Origin of the sequence: Limnohabitans sp. MMS-10A-178 (genome assembly GCF_003063375.1) — a bacterium.
In the GTDB taxonomy this organism is placed as follows: Bacteria; Pseudomonadota; Gammaproteobacteria; order Burkholderiales; family Burkholderiaceae_C; genus Limnohabitans_A.
The window spans coordinates 351114-368352 of the sequence record NZ_NERY01000002.1 but is presented as its reverse complement, the minus strand read 5'-3'; the positions used below and the strand labels follow the sequence as shown (position 1 = coordinate 368352).

Genomic DNA, 17239 nt, shown 5'->3' with positions numbered 1-17239 from the left:
TCTGTTTTTCATTTATTCTTTGACCGACCCCGTCATGCCTGAAACGTAATACTCAACAAAGAATGAGTATACGAAAGCAACAGGCAGTGAGCCTAGAAGCGCACCCGCCATGAGTGCGCCCCAATGGTATACGTCACCCTCCACCAATTCTGTGACCACACCCACAGGCACGGTTTTAACTTCGCTAGACGAGACAAAGGTGAGGGCGTAGATGAACTCATTCCACGACAAAGTGAACGCAAAGATGCCAGCAGAAATGAGGCCAGGAACCGACAAGGGCAAAATGATTTTGACCAAAATTTCCATACGGTTGGCACCGTCAATCATGGCGCATTCTTCCAGTTCAAAGGGAATGGACCGGAAGTAGCCCATGAGCAGCCAAGTACAAAAAGGAATCAAAAAAGTGGGGTAGGTGAGGATGAGCGCCAAGCGGGTGTCAAACAATCCCAGCTGAAATACCACCGATGCCAATGGAATGAACAAGATGGAAGGCGGCACCAGATAGGCCAAGAAAATGGCAAGACCGGTGTGTTTTGCGCCTTTGAAGCGCAAACGCTCAATGGCGTAGGCCGCTAAAACCGAAGCAAACAGCGAGAAGAATGTGGCCGTAACAGAAACCACCACGGTGTTCCACATCCATTGTGGGTAAGCCGTACGGAACAACAATTTTTCAATGTGTGCCAATGTTGGTGCAACAATCCAAAATGGATTGCCATCACGCGAGAGCAATTCGTTGTCTGGTTTGAACGCGGTGATGCCCATCCAGTAAAACGGAAAGAGCAACACGAACAAAAAAATCAAAAGCGGTAAGTAGGTTTTGAAAATTTTGTTTGCATTGGTGTCCAAATAGGACATGCCAACATTGTCTTGTGTGTCTTTGCTCATTTGTCGCTGCCGCCTTGTTGCCATGTGCGGCGTTGTAATCCGAAATAACTGAAGAGAATGGCTGCCAACAAGAACGGCACCATTGCAATGGCAATGGCTGCGCCTTCACCCAGAGCACCGCCAGGAATAGCCCGCTGAAAGGAGAGGGTGGCCATGAGGTGCGTGGCGTTGAGTGGGCCGCCTCGTGTGAGCACATAAATGAGTTGGAAGTCTGTGAACGTGAAGAGCACAGAGAAGGTCATGGTGACCGCAATGATGGGGGTGAGCAATGGCAGGGTAACGTGCCAAAACTGCTGCCAAGGCGTTGCGCCATCGATGGCGGAGGCCTCATAGTAAGACGGCGAAATGGTTTGCAAGCCAGCCAACAGGGTAATGGCCACAAAGGGGACACCGCGCCATACGTTGGCCGCTAAGGTGGAAAAACGAGCATTCCAGGGTGATCCCAAAAAGTCGATGTAGGTGTCGATCCAGCCCATTTTGACCAGGGCCCAACTGATGATGGAAAACTGCGAATCAAAAATCCACCAAAAAGCAATGGCAGAAAGAGCGGTGGGCACAATGTAGGGCAGCAGAATAACTGCCCTGAAAAACGATTTGAATGCCAGATTTTTATTCAGCAACAAGGCGAGCCACAAACCCAAGAAAAACTTGAACGCACTGGCCACCGTGGTGTAGAACATGGTGTTGAACAACGCTAACTGAGTGACGCTGTCACCCAGTAGGAAGATGTAGTTTTCTAAACCGATCCATTGGCCACCCCGGCCAATTTTGGTATCGGTAAAGCCAAGCCAAACACCCAAGCCAAGAGGGTATGTCAGAAACAGCAGCAGCAAGAGTGCTGCGGGCATCATAAAGATCAAGCCGAGCACATTGCGGCTGTTCTGAACTCTCTCAAGCAAGGGTGTCATGGGTTCTTTTCAGTTGATAAAAAGATCAAACTTTGTAGTAACGCTCAGCACGTTTCTGTGCGCGTTCTGCAGCTTCTTTCGGTGTTTTAGAACCGCTAGCAGCTTCAGCCACCATGTTGACCACAATGAAGTCGGCACCGGCGCCAGCTGAGGCATAACCCAGCTTGCCTGCGTAGCCTGCTGGACGCATGTTTTTCACGCAATCGCGGTAGGCTGTGTGCTTTGGATCGGAGGTCCAGATGGCAGACTTGGTGTAGAAGTCCAAAGGAGGGGCAATATAGCCACCAGCGGCTGTGAGCCACGGATCGAATTGCTCTTTTTCCATCATGAAGCGCAAGAACTCTTTGGCTGCATTCGGGAACTTGGTGTACTTCATGACCATCTGGTTGAAGAACAAGTGTGACTCGGTAGGCGTGCCAACAGGGCCAACGGGATAAGCTGCGTGGTGAACGTCAGCATTCAATGCGCGCACTTTTTCATCGGTAGATGTTTTGGTGGCGTAGTAAATGGAGATGCCGTTGTTGGTAACGCTGACCTGTCCATCCAAGAACGCTTTGTTGTTGTTGGGGTCGAGCCATGACAAGGTGCCAGGTGGGAATGTGGCGTACATTTCTTTGGCGTATTCCAAAGCCTTGATGGTCTCGGGGCTGTCAATGACCACTTTGTTGCTGGCATCTACCAATTTGCCGCCAAAGGCCCAAATGAGCCAGTTGCACCACAAGCCATCACCTGTGGCATTGCCAAGCGCAAAGCCACCCGGAGTGCCTTTTTCTTTGAGGGCTTTGAGCATTCTGAGGAAACCATCGGTGTCCTTAGGGAATGAGTCAAAACCTGCTGCTTTTAAGTGGCTTTGACGATAAACCATCATGGCACCTGCAGCACCAAGTGGAACGCCAATCCATTTTTTGCCATCGGGTTTTAAATACGCATGGCATGAAGGGTAGAAGCCACCATATTTTTTGCCCAAGTACTCACACAGATCTGTGACGTCGAGCAATTTCTCTGGGTACAAATTGGCATCGTCGTTGGTGGACAAAATGATGTCGGGTCCGGCGCCTGTATTGGCAGCTACCGCAGCCTTGGGTCGAACGTCTTCCCAGCCTTCGTTGTCTACACGTACTTCAACGCCAGTGGCTGCTGTAAATTTCTTGACGTTGGCCATGTAGGCGTCAATGTCGCCTTGCACAAATCGGCTCCAACGCAAAACACGCAGTTTGGCGCCTTTTTCTGGCTTGAAGGCCATGTTTTGAGCCTGGACTGCTGGGCTAACCGCCATAGCGCCCAAGCCAAGGGTGGTTGAAGCTGCCGCAGCACCGGCTGAGCTTTCGAGGAAGTCGCGACGATTCAGTTTTGTCATGATAAGTCTCCTGTTTTGAGTGGGTTAGCGACGAGAAAAATGGTTAAAAAATTTCAAATATTAGGCGGCTAACCTGTTGCCCGATGCTGCGTCAAAAACGTGTGAGCGCGACATGTCAGGTTGAAGGTTGATGGTGCTGCCTAATTGAAATTCGTGACGTTCGCGGAAAACCGCAGAGAACTCAACACCTTCGTGCTTGCAGGCAACAAAGGTGTCCATGCCGGTGGGTTCTAAAACAGAAACATGGGCTGAGATGCCACCGCTGCTCACCAAGGTGAGGTGTTCTGGGCGAGTGCCAAAAATAACGGGCTGTCCATTTTGTCCTTGAACGGGACTTAGCAGGTCTAGCTTTAGGCCGTCGTTCAATTCAACTTGACATTGCCCACCGCTGACCAACAATTTGCCAGGTAAAAAATTCATGGCGGGTGAACCAATGAAGCCTGCTACAAACTGGTTGGCGGGCATGTCGTACAGGTCGAGTGGGGAACCCTTTTGTTCAATACGGCCATCTCGCATGACCACAATTTGATCGCCCATGGTCATGGCTTCAATTTGGTCGTGTGTGACGTAGATAGATGTGGTTTTCAAACGCTGGTGCAACTCTTTGATTTCGCTGCGCATGGCAACGCGTAACTTGGCGTCGAGGTTGGAGAGGGGTTCGTCAAACAAAAAGACTTGGGGGTCGCGAACAATGGCACGGCCCATGGCCACACGCTGACGCTGACCGCCCGATAGTTGACGAGGGTAGCGATCGAGCAGGGAGCCAAGCGCCAAAATATCGGCAGCGCGGGCCACCTTGGTGTCGATTTCGGCTTGCGGTTTTTTGGCCAAGGTGAGTGAGAAGGCCATGTTCTCGCCAACAGTCATGTGGGGGTACAGCGCATAGTTTTGAAATACCATGGCGATATCGCGCTCTTTGGGGGGAAGGTTGTTAACTTCGCGGCTACCAATGTTGATTTGGCCGCTGTTAATTTCTTCAAGCCCAGCAATCATTCGCAGCAAGGTTGACTTGCCACAGCCAGAAGGGCCAACCAATACGGTGAAAGAGCCGTCCTCAATTTCAATGTCAACACCGTGAAGGATGGGAACATCGCCAAAATTCTTTTTGACGGATCGGATCGATACACTGGCCATTAGAAAATCCCTGCTAAAACAGGCCTGCATTGACTAGGCAGGCTCAAACTACTTGATCTGAAAATCAGTATCACACTGTTGGCTTAGGTTTCTTATCCAAAGATACCCTAATTGGTCAGACCAAATTTTGGAATGTAAACCACCCTCAAATGGGAGAGAATTGCATATAACAACGGTTTTATCAAATTGAAAAGAATATGAGCGACAAAAACTCACGCCCCGAATTGCCAGACCATCTGTCGATTGACGCCAAAAGCCCCTTTTACAACGCAGCCATCTTCGAATTCGAAATTGGCATTCGTTTCAATGGCAAGGAAAGAAAGGATGTGGAGGAATACTGCATCAGTGAGTCATGGATCAAAGTGCCAGCCGGCAAGGCCCTCGACCGCAAAGGTAACCCTCTTTTGATGAAACTCAAGGGCAAGGTTGAAGCCTTTTACCGATAAACAATCAAGGAATTTCTCATGCGCATCCCCGACTGGACCCCAGAGCAACTGAGCCAACCCAAAGAGTTGGTTGACGCCATTTTGGCCCGCAGAGGCGGGGAACTGCTGAACATCGACAAAGCGCTGTTGTGGAGCTATCCCGTTGCATCTGGTTGGAATGTCTACATGCGCAATGTCAGAACGGGATTGTCTGCTTCTCGCAAATTGTGCGAGCTTGGCATTTGCACAGTAGCTCTCCTAACAGGTGCGCACTATGAGTACCACCACCATGCCCCCGACTACCTCAAAGCAGGTGGCACGCAAGCTGAGTTGGATGGCTTAAATAGAGCGATAGCCAATGCGCCAGACAAGGGTGTGCAAGACGAAGCCTTAGACCCCATGTCCAGGTGGGTGGTGCAGTATGCGGCCCAGATGACCTTGAACGTGAAAGTTGACGCTGGGTTGTTCAAGCAACTGCAAACCCAATTAAACACCACAGAAATTGTTGAGCTGACCACCGCCATCGCGGCTTACAACATGGTGGCCAGACTGCTGGTGGCGCTTGAAGTTTCACCCGAAGAATAAGTCTTTGAAGGGGCCGTTCAGGCCGCTTCGCTGAGACTCATTTCAATCGGGCTTGATGCCATTGTCTCGAACCACTTTGGACCATGTGTCAAGTTGCTTGTCAATGAAGGCCCTGGCTTTCTCGACACTGCCGCCCGAGAGTTCAATGCCCTGAGCGCTGAGTTTTTGAGCCACTTCAGGATTTTGCAACACCTTGTTCAATTCGTCGTTCATGCGCTTGACGATATCTGGCGGCGTTTTGCTGGAGGCCAACAAAGCCCACCAAGCAGGCGCTTCAAATCCAGGAAATCCTGCCTCGGCAATGGTTGGAATTTCAGGAAATTCTGGTACCCGTTTCAAGGATGTAACAGCCAAGGGACGAATGCGTTTGTTATCAATGTGGGGCTTGCTCAAAAACACAGTGCCCATGGCCAAGGGTACGTGACCCGCAACAGCATCGGTCATGAGCGGGCCACCGCCTTTGTAGGGAATGTGGTTGAACTCTAAGTTGGCATTTTTACCCAGCAAGGCCATGGCCAAGTGACCTAAGCTGCCATTGCCAATGGTGCCGAAGGAAACATTCTTTTTGGCTTTTGCAGCAGCCACCACGTCGGCAAAAGTTTTGTATTCATTGCCCACGTTGGAGGTCAAAACCATGGCCGATGTGCCCACCAAAATCAAAGGCACCAAGTCTCTTTTGCTGTCGTAAGGCATATTGGGCATCAAGCTTTGATTGACGCCATGGGTGTCAAACACGACTGCAAACGTATAACCATCGGCGGGTGCGGACACCACGGAAGCAGTGCCAATGACGCCTGAAGCGCCGCCTCTGTTTTCCACAATGACACTCTGTCCAAGTTGCTGCGACAAGACGGGTGCAATGATGCGAGAAACCTGATCGACAGAGCCGCCAGGTGGAAACACTGCAACCAATTTGATGGGCTGCTTGGTGGGCCAGGCTTGGGCAAAAGCCAACACCGGCATGATGCTAGCAATAAGCAATAGGCGCTTGAGTTTGTAATTCAGTGTGCGGGATAAATTGTGAGTGAGCTTCATTTGGAATTTCCTTTGCAACGATGCTAGTGCTTCATGGCAAGCAGCTGATAAGTATTAACCCTATACGCGGGTTGTGGATCGAACAGCACTTCGTCAACTTTTGCCTAAAATGAAAACAGATGACAAATTCTTCAACGCCAGCGCAATTGAATTGGCGTGATTCATTTCGCGTTAAAAGCTTCAGATACCAGTGGCCCGCTGATCTTGCCACCTCTTGGGCTTTTGAAATGGAGACCATCCTCTTGGGTTGGTACATCTTGTCGGCCTCTGGGTCTGTCTTGATGCTGGTGTTTTATGGTGCACTGCAATATCTAGGTTCTTTGGTAGCCCCCATTTTTGGTGTGGTGTGTGATCGCATGGGCTACAGGAGAATGCTTTGGTCCACAAGAGCCATTTACGCACTGATGGCTTTTGTCATCATGTTGCTTTCCTATTTTGAAGCCTTGACACCCGAGAAGGTGCTCATTTTGTCGGCCGTTGTGGGCATGATCAGGCCCTCGGACCAGATGATGCGCAATGCCTTGATCGCAAAAACATTGCCGCCAGAACAACTCATGGCTGCGCTTGGAATTTCCAGAATGACCTCAGATTCGGCCAGGATTGCTGGCGCATTGGCGGGCGCGGGTATTGTGGCTTTTCTGGGAATGACGTCTGCTTATCTGGTCGTTACTTTCTTGTATTTCATTAGCTTTTGGCTTTCAAGAGGTGTTGACAATGTTCAACCCGCGCCAAGTTCTGTGGCTTTGGCCAGCCCGCTGCAAGACTTGAAATCAGCGTTCACCTATGTTTGGCACAAGCCGATTCTCATGGGTGCGATGGCCGTGGCGTTTTTGGTGAACTTGTTGGCGTTTCCCTTTTCATTGGGTTTGTTGCCTTATGCTGCCAAAAATATCTTCCTTACCAGCCAGACGGGGCTTGGTTTTTTGGGGGCTAGTTTTGCGTTTGGTGGCTTGCTGGCTTCTCTCACTTTGAGCTCCCACAAATTCAAGCTGCGCGCGTCTCAAACCATGATCGTCGCCTCAAGTGCCTGGTTCCTGTTGGATTTTGTGTTTGCGTTCACCCAAAATTTGTATTTCGGTATGTTCATTTTGATGCTGGCCGGTTTTGTGCAAAGTCTGTGCATGACACCTCTGGCCGCGGTCATGTTGCGCGCCACTGAGCCCGCTTTTCATGGCCGGGTCATGGGCATGCGCATGTTGGCCATTTGGGGCTTGCCCATTGGTTTATTGATCAGCGGCCCCTTGGTTGAAAGTATTGGTTATGTGGCTACGGCCGGGCTTTACTCAGCCCTCGGTTTGATACTGACATTGGCGCTAACTGTTTACTGGCGACGCGCATTGTGGGACCGACATTCGGTGGCAAACAATGCGCTTTAATTTGAGCAATAAGCTGTGGAGTCAAAATTGAAATTACTCATCACTGGTTTTGAACCCTTTGGGGGTGAAACAGAAAATCCCTCTTGGGAGGTTGCGCGGCTTCTGCATGGCATGCTGGGAGAATCTGATCTCCAAGTTGCAATGGGTGCTAAGAGTTAAGTCACCAATTCAGTTGGGGTACAAGAAAATAAGGCAATAAGGCAATAAGGCAACTACGCAACCAGGCCATACTTTTGTGTCAGACGATTTTTGGCACTTGGCAAAAAGTTGATACGCGATGCATCGCCTTGAAGTGTTTTGACCAACAGGGGGTCCATCACTCGAAACCAAAGTGGTGGCAAGTAGGCTAAGAAAAACATCCCAAAATAACCAGACGGCAACCGAGGGAGTTGGGGGAAATCTCTGAGCGATTGATAGCTTCGACCGGGATAGGCGTGGTGGTCGGAGTGACGCTGAAGTTGAAACAGCACCAAGTTAGAAACCAAGTGATTGCTGTTCCAAGAATGATGCGGTTGACAGCTTTCATAGCTGCCTTGGGCTGTTTTCAATCGTTGAATGCCGTAGTGCTCGACATAGTTGGCCGACGTTAGTTGAAAGGCGCCCCACAAGACCAAGGGCACCAAAACCATGACCATCTCGATGCCATAAAAACCAATTAGGGTGCCGTGGACCAAAATGCTGAGGCAAAGAGCCTGAAGGATTTCATTTTCAAAGTGCCAACTCGATTTGTTTTGACGATGCAGTCGATCAGATTCCAGTTGCCATGCCCTGAACGCGCCACCCGGAATTTCTCTGCAAGCAAATTGATAAATATTCTCACCCATTTTGGAAGAAGCAGGATCTTCGGGGGTGCTGACATGCCGGTGATGGCCGCGGTTGTGTTCAATGGAGAAGTGACCGTAAACGCCCAGGGCTGTATTGAACAGCGCAATTTTTCGGGGTATTTTTTGAAGTTTGTGGCCAAGTTCGTGGCTGACATTCAAACCAAATCCTAAAACGGAACCGGTGGTAATAACGGTGGCAATCCATTCCATGGCGCTCAATGAGAATGAGCATAGGAAAATGCAATTGAAAATAACTGATACCCACAAAACAGGAATGGTGGCGTACGTGATCCAACGGTAATAGGGATCGGCTTCTAATGCCGCAATACTAGACTCAGGGGGATTGCTGGTGTCTTCGCCAATTAAAAAATCCAACAGGGGTACCAAACCGTAGAAAAAAACCAATGGAAAAAACAAGATCCAGGTGCCAACACCGAACACAGAAACTGCCAGAGTGCCAACCATTGAGATGGCAGGTCCAATCACTGAAAGCAACCAGGCCCATCGCTTTCGATCGACATAAGGCTGGCTTTGCTGCGGATGATGTTGGACAGCTGGGTTCAAGAAGGTCGTACCGTGTTGCAGATTGACCCAAGTATGGCGCTTGCCCGTGAAATGAACAGGGTATTACCCCTAGGCGCTTGCATTTGATTCACTTATAAACAGCTGAAGGCGGTCTGTTTTCGCCGAGAAATCCAGGGTGATTGTGTTGAATCAGCAAGAATTTGATTATGTGATTGTGGGTGCCGGCTCAGCAGGCTGTTGTGTTGCCGGCAGACTGTCTGAAGATTTGAACACATCGGTGTGCTTGCTTGAGGCAGGTGGCCCAGACGATTCTGTGTTTGTCAAAGCCCCCCTCGGATTTGCTGCCACATCTTCTTTGAAGATCAACAGTTGGGGCTATGAGACCGTGCCTCAAACAGGCTTCAACGGCAGAAAAGGTTTTCAACCCCGCGGCAAAGTGATGGGCGGCAGCTCTTCTGTCAATGCCATGGTTTACACACGCGGCAATCCGCTTGACTATGACAACTGGTCTGCACTTGGCAACCAGGGCTGGTCCTACCAAGAGGTGTTGCCCTATTTCAAAAAATCGGAACACAACGAGTGCTTTGGTGAAAACGCTTACCGCGGCGTCAATGGGCCCGTCAATGTTTGCTATTTGAGAAGTCCCAGCCCTCTCAATCAAGCTTTTATTCAGGCTTGCAATGAGCAGGGCATTCCTTTCAATCCAGATTACAACGGCGCGCAACAATTTGGTGTTTCGCCTGCTCAAGTTACTCAAAAAAATGGAGAGCGTTGGAATGCAGCACGTGCTTACCTAGACCCGCACCGCCATCAAGCCAACCTGCACGTTATTTCGCAAGCGCATGCCTCGCAAATCATGTTTGAAGGCAAGCGCGCCATTGGCGTGAAGTACTTCGTCAATGGCGTGACACACGAAGTTCGTGCGCGCAAAGAAGTTGTTGTGTCTGGGGGTGCTTTTGGTTCCCCCCAGTTGCTCATGCTGTCTGGCGTGGGGCCTGCAGACCATCTAAAAGACTTGGGCATTCCTTTGGTACATGAATTGCCAGGGGTTGGACAAAATTTACAAGACCACATCACCACGGTCTTGATTTACAAAACTTCGAAAATCAATGAGGCCATGGGCTTTTCATTGAAGGGCGCTGTGAACTTGGTCAAGTCCATCCTAGAGTGGCGATCCAAGCGCACAGGATGGATCACTTCCAACGTGTCAGAAACACAAGGCTTTGTGTCTACCGAGGGAAACACAGCGTATCCGAATATTCAATTGGCGCTTTGCACGGGCATTGTCGATGACCACGCGCGCAAAATGCATCTTGGACATGGCTATACCTTGCATGTCACCCTCATGCGCCCCAAGAGCCGTGGTACTGTTACTTTGGCGAGTCGCAATCCCATGGACAAGCCCCTCATTGACCCGGCGTTTTTCAAGCACCCTGATGATATTGAGACCCTTGTGACGGCCACACAATTGGGACTGAGGGTCATGGCATCGCCCGGTTTAAATGCCTATCGGGGTGAGATGTTGTACGAGGTTGATCACAACCAACCTGGCCAAATTCGAGATTTTTTAAAAGACCATTCGGATACGGAGTACCACCCAGTCGGCACTTGCAAAATGGGACCTGTGCAAGATCCTCTGGCTGTGGTGGACGCCGAACTTCGCGTGCATGGATTGTCATCATTGCGAGTCATTGACGCTTCAGTAATGCCCCAGCTGGTGACAGGCAACACCAATGCGCCCACCTTCATGATTGCAGAAAAGGCGGTTGACCTTATGCGGGGCTAGAAAAGCGTGGTGTGCTTTTCAATTTGAAGAGCACGCTAGCGCATAAACTTGAAGTCACAACCAAGGCCAAAAAGCCTGCTTGGTATGTGCCAAACAAGGAAGACAGCATGCCGAAAATAGGCGCGCCAATGACCGCTCCCAAAAATGTGAATGTCAAGGTGCCACCTGTGGCGACGCCGGCTTGGCCTTCGGGTGCTTGACGTGCTACCTCCGCCAAATAAACACCATTCCATCCAATGGCAGATGCTCCAAAGACCACTAGCGTGATCCAAATTGCCCAAAGTGGCAATTGGGGCAGGAGCAGGGCTGTAACCAGCGCACTCAAGGCCATGAGGCATGCCAGCAGCATGAGCGTTTTTTGCGCCCCTAGCCATCGATCCGAAATGACGCCCCATGCAATGCGACCGCCAATGCCCCCAATTTGAGTGACTGACAGCAAGAGCCCCGCGCTGACCATGCCGTAGCTGAGATCTTCGTGCAAATAGGTGACCAAGTAAGTGGTCAGTGAGAGTTGCACCATTGAAAACATGAAGGAGCAAGCGGCCATGGTGGCCAAAGTGCGATGACCCAACACCATGCGAATTGGCCTTGTCAGAGTGCCTAGTTCGAAAGGCAAGCCCGCTTGTCTTTGATCATCCAAAGATGGGCGCAAGGGCTGGGACAAAGCGGCAAAAATCAAGCAGGCCAAGGCAACTGCAATCAGACTCAGTTGCCAATTGATGTTGAGCATGAGTGTGGGAATGACGGCACCCGCCATCATGGCGCCCAAGGGAACGCCAGATTGTTTGATAGAAAAAACCAAAGCCATTTGGGAAGGCTTGGTGGTTCGAGCCAGAATTTGGGAGCTGGCAGGGGTGATGGGGCCGTAACCTAAACCAATCAAAAGAGCGCCTATTGCAATCACTGGCAATGAGGGCACTGCACACAAGCTCAAACCCAAGGCACAAAACAACAAGCCCAGTTGGCTGACGCGGATGGGTCCGAGGCGGTTCACCGTTGTGCCAGAAGTGAGGCTTCCAAACATCGCACCCGCATAGGTGAGTGATATGTAAATGCCCACCAAGGTGGGTGAAACGTCCAAAGATTTGGCAGCGATGGGAGCCATCACAGGCAAACTGAGCAACGCCATTGCCACCATGGCCTGAATAAACAGCGTTGCAATCAGTGGGAGCCAGTTTGACATGGGTCAATCCTAACCGCAGGCTGTGCAGATGAATGGTTTAAAATCTGAGGCTGTTTAAAAAAATTGGAAACCTCATCATGGATTTGCTTCAAGCCCTCAATTGGCGCTATGCCACCAAAAAAATGGACCCCACCAAGGCTGTCCCTGAAGCGAAAGTACAACGCATTTTGGAAGCCATTCGCATGACCGCTACATCAAGTGGTTTGCAGCCCTACGAAATCATTCTGGTCACCAACAAAGATGTTCGCACCAAAATTCAAGCGGCGGCCAACAACCAAGCCCAAATTACAGAGGGCTCACACCTTCTGGTGTTTGCCGCTTGGAACGACTACACCGCCGAGCGCATCAACATGATGTTTGACTACAACAATGAAGTCCGTGGCTTTGTGAACGAAGGTGCTGAGGCCTATCGTCAAATGTTGCTCAAGAACTATCCAGCCAAAGGACCTGAGGTCAATTTCCAGCATGCTGCCAAGCAGTCTTACATTGCTTTGGGAACCGCGCTCATTGCAGCGGCTGAGCAAGAGGTTGATGCCACACCCATGGAAGGCTTTAATCCAAAAGCTGTCGACGAAATTTTGGATTTGGCATCTCGTGGTCTGCGCAGCACTGTGTTGTTGCCACTGGGCTATCGGGAAGCCGATAAAGATTGGTTGGTCAACATGAAGAAGGTGCGCCGTACCACCGAAAACTTCATCACTGAAGTTAAATAAGACTTACTTTGAAGTAGGGCTCTGGCACTCAGTGTCAGAGCCTTTTTTATTGCGCGAGCTTTATTCAACATGCACACTAATTTTGGCAGCGGCGGCGCGTGCTCGTTGCAAGGCGTGATCGCCTTGGGCCAGAGCAACAGCCATGCGCCGAAATGGACGCGTGGTGGGCTTGCCAAAAATTCTGACATCAACGCCTGGTTCTTGCAAGGCGGCTGATACGCCAGAGAAGCTCGGATTTTTGCCTTCCCGGTCGGCCAACACCACAGCGCTAGCTCCTTCATGCGCTTGAATGAAGGGTATGGGAAGGCCCAAAATAGCCCTTGCATGCAAATCAAATTCACTTAAGTTTTGGCTAATCAAGGTCACCATGCCGGTGTCGTGAGGGCGCGGGCTTAGCTCACTGAAAATGACCTCTTTAGCCGTGACAAAAAATTCCACGCCGAACAAGCCAGCACCGCCTAAATCGGCTGTGACTTTCTCAGCCATTGCTTGCGCTGCTTGCAAATAATCGGGTGCCATGGCTTGAGGCTGCCAACTGTATTGATAGTCACCTCGTTCTTGCACGTGGCCGATGGGTGGGCAGAATAAAGTTGGCCCAGAGCGTTGGCGAATGGTGAGCAGGGTGATTTCAAATTCAAAGTTGATGAATTCTTCGACAATGACTTTCTTGCGGTCACCGCGCATGCCTGCGCAGGCATATTCCCAGCTGGCTTGAATGTCAGCTTCGCTTTTGGCAACGCTTTGACCCTTGCCAGAAGAGCTCATGACGGGTTTGATCACCACCGGAAAGCCGATGGCCTTGGCTTGCGACAACAAGGCTTCACTTGACTCGGCATAGTTGAACTTGGCTGTGCGAACTCCAAGCCCAACCGCAACATCGCGAATGCGGTCGCGGTTCATGGTGAGATTTGCGGCGCGGGCGCTGGGAATGACTTCAAAGCCTTCTTTTTCGACATCCAGCAAAACTTCTGTTCGGATGGCTTCAATTTCAGGAACGATCAAGTCTGGCTTGTGCTTGGCAATAGCCGCGCGCAAAGGCACTTCATCGAGCATGCTGAAAATTTCGCATTCATCGGCCACTTGCATGGCCGGTGCTTGGGCATAACTGTCACAGGCAATGACATAACAACCTAGACGCTTTGCGCTGATGACGAATTCTTTGCCAAGCTCGCCTGAGCCTAAAAGTAGTATTTTTTTCATGAAGTTATTGAATTAATCAAATGACTTCAGTAATAATACGCCACATGACTAACGCAACAAGCCACAAATTCATTGCACGCCTGGTGCTGGTGTGGTTTGCGCTTTTCATAGGCGTGGCCATTGCATCTCCCATTCTGAACCCCACTGAAACCCAAATGGTTTGTTCCAGTGCGGGTGGCATGAAAATGGTGGCTGCAGGCAATGAGGATGCCAACGACACGCTGTCTTCCAACATGGACTGTCCTTTGTGCGCACCGGTGGGTGTGCCAGTGCAAACCAGCTCTGACGGTTTTGATCACCTCAGCCCATTGGCTTTTTCTCTTCATCCCATTGCCGCTGCACTGATTGCATCGCGCACTGCGCCGCCACTGCCATCGCGTGGTCCCCCTTCCGTCTGATTTTTCACGTACTGTTTTTCTGCAGACCTGTTGGTTTGCATTGAAAACAAACAAGTTCAGTGTTTATTTCATAGAGTGTGGCCCTAGAAGCCATCTCACAGACGGAGAATTCTCATGAAGCGTTTTAAATTGTCGATGTTCTTGTCCTTGACCTTGGCCACTTTTGCCGCATCAGCTCAAGTGACTGTATCTGAACCCTGGGTTCGCGCCACTCTGCCGCAGCAAAAAGCCACGGGTGCATTTATGAAGTTGCAATCTGCGCAAGATGCCAAGTTGATCAGTGCCAAGTCCCCAGCGGCTGGTATTGTCGAAGTTCACGAGATGGCCATGGAAGGCGGCGTCATGAAAATGCGTGCTGTTGATGGTTTGGCCTTGCCCATGGGCAAAGCGGTTGAACTCAAGCCTGGCGGCTATCACGTCATGTTGATGGATCTCAAGTCACAAGTAAAAGATGGCGACGCAGTGCCCCTGACGCTCACATTTGAGACCAAGGATGGCAAACGCCAGACTCTTGAAGTCAAAGCACCTGCTCGCAACATGAACGCGCCCGCTCATGCGCCGGCTCACACGCCTCATGGCGGTCACTCGGGCATGAAGCACTGAACCCACGACCCTGGTCGTCTTCATGGTCAGGCGGGTGATTTGCCTGCCTCAGCCATGCTTCCTCCATTTTTTAAGTCAATTTTGGGCGGGCTTGAATTAGCGCCGTCTGGAGTTTGCTTAAGTACCTGCGAACAAATGACATGACTTTTCAATACAACAAACTTGCGTGGGCCTGCACGGCCTATCTGCTGGGCTGTACTCCTTTACTGTCCCAAGCTCAAACACAAACACAAAGCGCCAAAAACTCAACAACGGCCATCGACACCATCGTGGTGTCGGGCTCTCGATCGGCTTCCAAACTTTCTGAAACAGCCGCATCCATCGGCGTGGTCAATCGTGCCCAGTGGGATGAGGAAAAAGCAAAATCAGTTGGGGAGATCATCAATCGAATTCCAGGAGTGTTTTGGAACGACTTGGGCAATGAGCAGCACAGCATGTCCATCCGCCAGCCGATCAGCACCAATGCGGTTTATCAATACTTGGAAGACGGTATTCCCATTCGTCCCCTGGGCGTTTTCAATCACAACGCTTTGAATGAAAACAACATGAACGCTGCTTCAGCCATCGAGGTGGTGAAGGGGGCTGCGTCGTCACTTTATGGCAGCAATGCCGTGGGCGGCGCTATCAATTTCTTAACTCAACGTGCGTCGAAAACGCCTACAGGCTATTTGGGTATGCGCATTGATGACAAGGATGGCTTTGCCCGTGTTGATTCCGGTGCCAGCAATAGCTGGGGTGATTTGGGTTTGCGTTTCTCTCACTACAGCTCGCAACGGCAAAGTCAAAACTGGCAAGAATACAGCGGCGGGAGCAAGGACTCGTTTTCATTGCGGGCAGACTACAACTTGTCTGCCACTTCTTGGATGCGTGCCTCGTTTATCAAGACAAATTTAGATACGGAAACGCCAGGCAGCTTGTTTGAAACAGACTACCGCAACAGCATCGGAAAAAGTTTGAATACCTTCACTTGGCGCAAAGACGTTGCCTCACGCGCCAATGTGGCCTGGGAAGGTGAAACCACAAAAGGTGGCTTGACCACTGTGACGGCGTTTACTCGCAAAAATGACCACGGTCAATTGCCCAATTACACCATCACTGGCTGTGCGGGAACAGTCTGCAGAGGCACCTTGAACAACAACCATGTTGAGTCATTGGGTTTGGATGTGAAACATGAGCAAAAGTTGAATTGGAGCAAAGCCAAATTGGTTTCTGGATTGACCATCGATCGCAGTCAAAACGATTATGTGTCTGACAATCTGGCCATCACGCGCGATGTTGCAACTGGTCGATACATGTCTTACGCGCTCAACAGCGTGAGGAATCCATCTGGCGTTCGCAATTACAGCGCCGACATCGCTAACAACGCAGCTTTTGCGCAATTTGAATTTGCACCCATGGACAATTTGCGAATTGTGGGTGGTGGTCGTTACGACAGTATTTCTTACGATTTCAAAAATAACTTAACACCTGGTAGCAACTATGGTGCAGCCAACGAGGTGAGAAGCTTCAGCCGTTTCACCCCTAAGCTGGGCGGTACTTTTGCACTGAATGCGCGCAACAGTTTTTACGGCAACCTCAGCCAAGGTTTCACGCCACCCGAGGTGAGTCAGTTGTATGCCAGAACTAGCGTGCCCGATTTAAAACCCTCGGTCTACGACAACACCGAGTTGGGCTGGCGTGCTGCTTTGCTCGATGGCAGTGTGAAGCTTGACTCCGCTATTTACAGGCTGGATGGCAAAGACACCATCGTGAGCTATACCCCTGCTGTGGGTGACAGTGTCAACAAAAATGCGGGTCAAACACGCAGTGAAGGCCTAGAAGTTGCATTGAGCCAAGAGGGGAAAAGATTGGATTGGCGCTTCGGTGCTACTTGGTCTCAACACACCTACCTAAGCTATAAGGTGAGTGATAGAGTGGGTGCGATAGAAGACTACTCTGGCAAAACCATGAGGCAGGCGCCATCTCATGCGATCAATGCAGCGATAGCCTACAAGTTTGCGCCTGGCTCACGCATTGCACTGAACATGATCAAGCAGGGCAGTTATTGGATGAACGATGCCAACACGGTGAAGTACGAAGGGCATACCTTGTTCAACGTCCATGCAAGTCAGAAGTTGCAAGGCGGTTGGGAGGTCTGGGGGCAAGTTCGCAACCTGACCAACCAGCGCTACTCAGATAGCGCTTCAAGCTCTTACAGAGGCACGGGTACTTACTCGCCCAATACGCAAAACACCTACCAACTGGGTGCACCGCGCAGTGTCATGCTTGGCTTGAGCAAGTCTTTTGGCGCTTGATGTGGCTT

17 protein-coding genes are annotated in these 17239 nt (G+C 50.6%); 9 read left to right on the top strand and 8 right to left on the bottom strand.

All coding sequences use genetic code 11. The features are described from left to right. Positions 1-12: 12 nt before the first annotated feature. The 4 genes from B9Z32_RS10640 to B9Z32_RS10625 are packed head-to-tail and all read right to left on the bottom strand — an operon-like array spanning position 13 to position 4284. A complete protein-coding gene (locus B9Z32_RS10640; protein WP_369909940.1) occupies positions 13-855 on the bottom strand; it encodes a carbohydrate ABC transporter permease in 843 nt (280 codons plus the stop codon). Positions 856-881: 26 nt separating this feature from the next. Next, positions 882-1784: a carbohydrate ABC transporter permease gene (locus B9Z32_RS10635; RefSeq protein ID WP_108421604.1), complete on the bottom strand. Its 903-nt coding sequence runs from the start codon at positions 1782-1784 to the stop codon at positions 882-884. Between the two features lie 34 nt (positions 1785-1818). Then, entirely contained in the window at positions 1819-3150 is a 1332-nt protein-coding gene (locus B9Z32_RS10630; RefSeq protein WP_108421395.1) for an ABC transporter substrate-binding protein, read from the bottom strand. A 60-nt stretch (positions 3151-3210) separates the two neighbouring features. Continuing rightward, positions 3211-4284, bottom strand: a complete 1074-nt coding sequence (locus B9Z32_RS10625) for an ABC transporter ATP-binding protein (protein WP_108421394.1) — start codon at positions 4282-4284, stop codon at positions 3211-3213. Between the two features lie 197 nt (positions 4285-4481). Here B9Z32_RS10625 and B9Z32_RS10620 point away from each other — a divergent pair, with 197 nt between their 5' ends. Both B9Z32_RS10620 and B9Z32_RS10615 read left to right on the top strand, forming a co-directional pair. Next, a complete protein-coding gene (locus tag B9Z32_RS10620; RefSeq protein WP_108421393.1) occupies positions 4482-4730 on the top strand; it encodes a DUF3297 family protein in 249 nt (82 codons plus the stop codon). An 18-nt stretch (positions 4731-4748) separates the two neighbouring features. After that, the gene (locus B9Z32_RS10615) at positions 4749-5294 is read left to right on the top strand and encodes a carboxymuconolactone decarboxylase family protein (RefSeq protein ID WP_108421392.1); all 546 of its coding nucleotides are present in this window, start codon (positions 4749-4751) and stop codon (positions 5292-5294) included. A gap of 42 nt (positions 5295-5336) precedes the next feature. Here the strand turns inward: B9Z32_RS10615 and B9Z32_RS10610 are convergent, their stop codons facing one another. Then, a complete protein-coding gene (locus B9Z32_RS10610) occupies positions 5337-6329 on the bottom strand; it encodes a tripartite tricarboxylate transporter substrate binding protein (protein WP_108421391.1) in 993 nt (330 codons plus the stop codon). A 119-nt stretch (positions 6330-6448) separates the two neighbouring features. Between B9Z32_RS10610 and B9Z32_RS10605 the strand changes: the two genes are divergently transcribed. Both B9Z32_RS10605 and B9Z32_RS14260 read left to right on the top strand, forming a co-directional pair. After that, entirely contained in the window at positions 6449-7705 is a 1257-nt protein-coding gene (locus B9Z32_RS10605) for an MFS transporter (RefSeq protein WP_108421390.1), read from the top strand. A 15-nt stretch (positions 7706-7720) separates the two neighbouring features. Further along, entirely contained in the window at positions 7721-7864 is a 144-nt protein-coding gene (locus B9Z32_RS14260) for a hypothetical protein (RefSeq protein WP_199219983.1), read from the top strand. Positions 7865-7917: 53 nt separating this feature from the next. Here the strand turns inward: B9Z32_RS14260 and B9Z32_RS10595 are convergent, their stop codons facing one another. Next, positions 7918-9093 carry an alkane 1-monooxygenase gene (locus B9Z32_RS10595; RefSeq protein ID WP_233248247.1) on the bottom strand — a complete coding sequence of 392 codons (1176 nt, stop codon included), beginning with the start codon at positions 9091-9093 and terminating at the stop codon, positions 7918-7920. A 145-nt stretch (positions 9094-9238) separates the two neighbouring features. Between B9Z32_RS10595 and B9Z32_RS10590 the strand changes: the two genes are divergently transcribed. Continuing rightward, entirely contained in the window at positions 9239-10840 is a 1602-nt protein-coding gene (locus B9Z32_RS10590) for a GMC family oxidoreductase (protein ID WP_108421602.1), read from the top strand. Here the strand turns inward: B9Z32_RS10590 and B9Z32_RS10585 are convergent. Beyond that, positions 10827-12023 carry an MFS transporter gene (locus tag B9Z32_RS10585; RefSeq protein ID WP_108421388.1) on the bottom strand — a complete coding sequence of 399 codons (1197 nt, stop codon included), beginning with the start codon at positions 12021-12023 and terminating at the stop codon, positions 10827-10829. The two genes, B9Z32_RS10590 and B9Z32_RS10585, sit on opposite strands and share 14 nt — an antisense overlap. Before the next feature lie 77 nt (positions 12024-12100). Between B9Z32_RS10585 and B9Z32_RS10580 the strand changes: the two genes are divergently transcribed. Next, entirely contained in the window at positions 12101-12736 is a 636-nt protein-coding gene (locus tag B9Z32_RS10580) for an NAD(P)H-dependent oxidoreductase (RefSeq protein ID WP_108421387.1), read from the top strand. A gap of 60 nt (positions 12737-12796) precedes the next feature. Here B9Z32_RS10580 and purT read toward each other — a convergent pair whose 3' ends face one another. Continuing rightward, positions 12797-13936, bottom strand: coding sequence for a formate-dependent phosphoribosylglycinamide formyltransferase (gene purT / locus B9Z32_RS10575; RefSeq protein WP_108421386.1), 1140 nt, complete (start codon positions 13934-13936; stop codon positions 12797-12799). A 44-nt stretch (positions 13937-13980) separates the two neighbouring features. Between purT and B9Z32_RS10570 the strand changes: the two genes are divergently transcribed. From B9Z32_RS10570 to B9Z32_RS10560, 3 genes are all read left to right on the top strand, one after another. Further along, positions 13981-14334, top strand: coding sequence for a DUF2946 family protein (locus B9Z32_RS10570; protein ID WP_233248246.1), 354 nt, complete (start codon positions 13981-13983; stop codon positions 14332-14334). A gap of 114 nt (positions 14335-14448) precedes the next feature. Further along, positions 14449-14937 (top strand): copper chaperone PCu(A)C, encoded by a 489-nt coding sequence (locus tag B9Z32_RS10565; RefSeq protein ID WP_108421384.1) that lies wholly within the window; start codon positions 14449-14451, stop codon positions 14935-14937. A 140-nt stretch (positions 14938-15077) separates the two neighbouring features. Continuing rightward, positions 15078-17231 (top strand): TonB-dependent receptor, encoded by a 2154-nt coding sequence (locus B9Z32_RS10560; protein ID WP_108421383.1) that lies wholly within the window; start codon positions 15078-15080, stop codon positions 17229-17231. Positions 17232-17239: the final 8 nt, after the last annotated feature.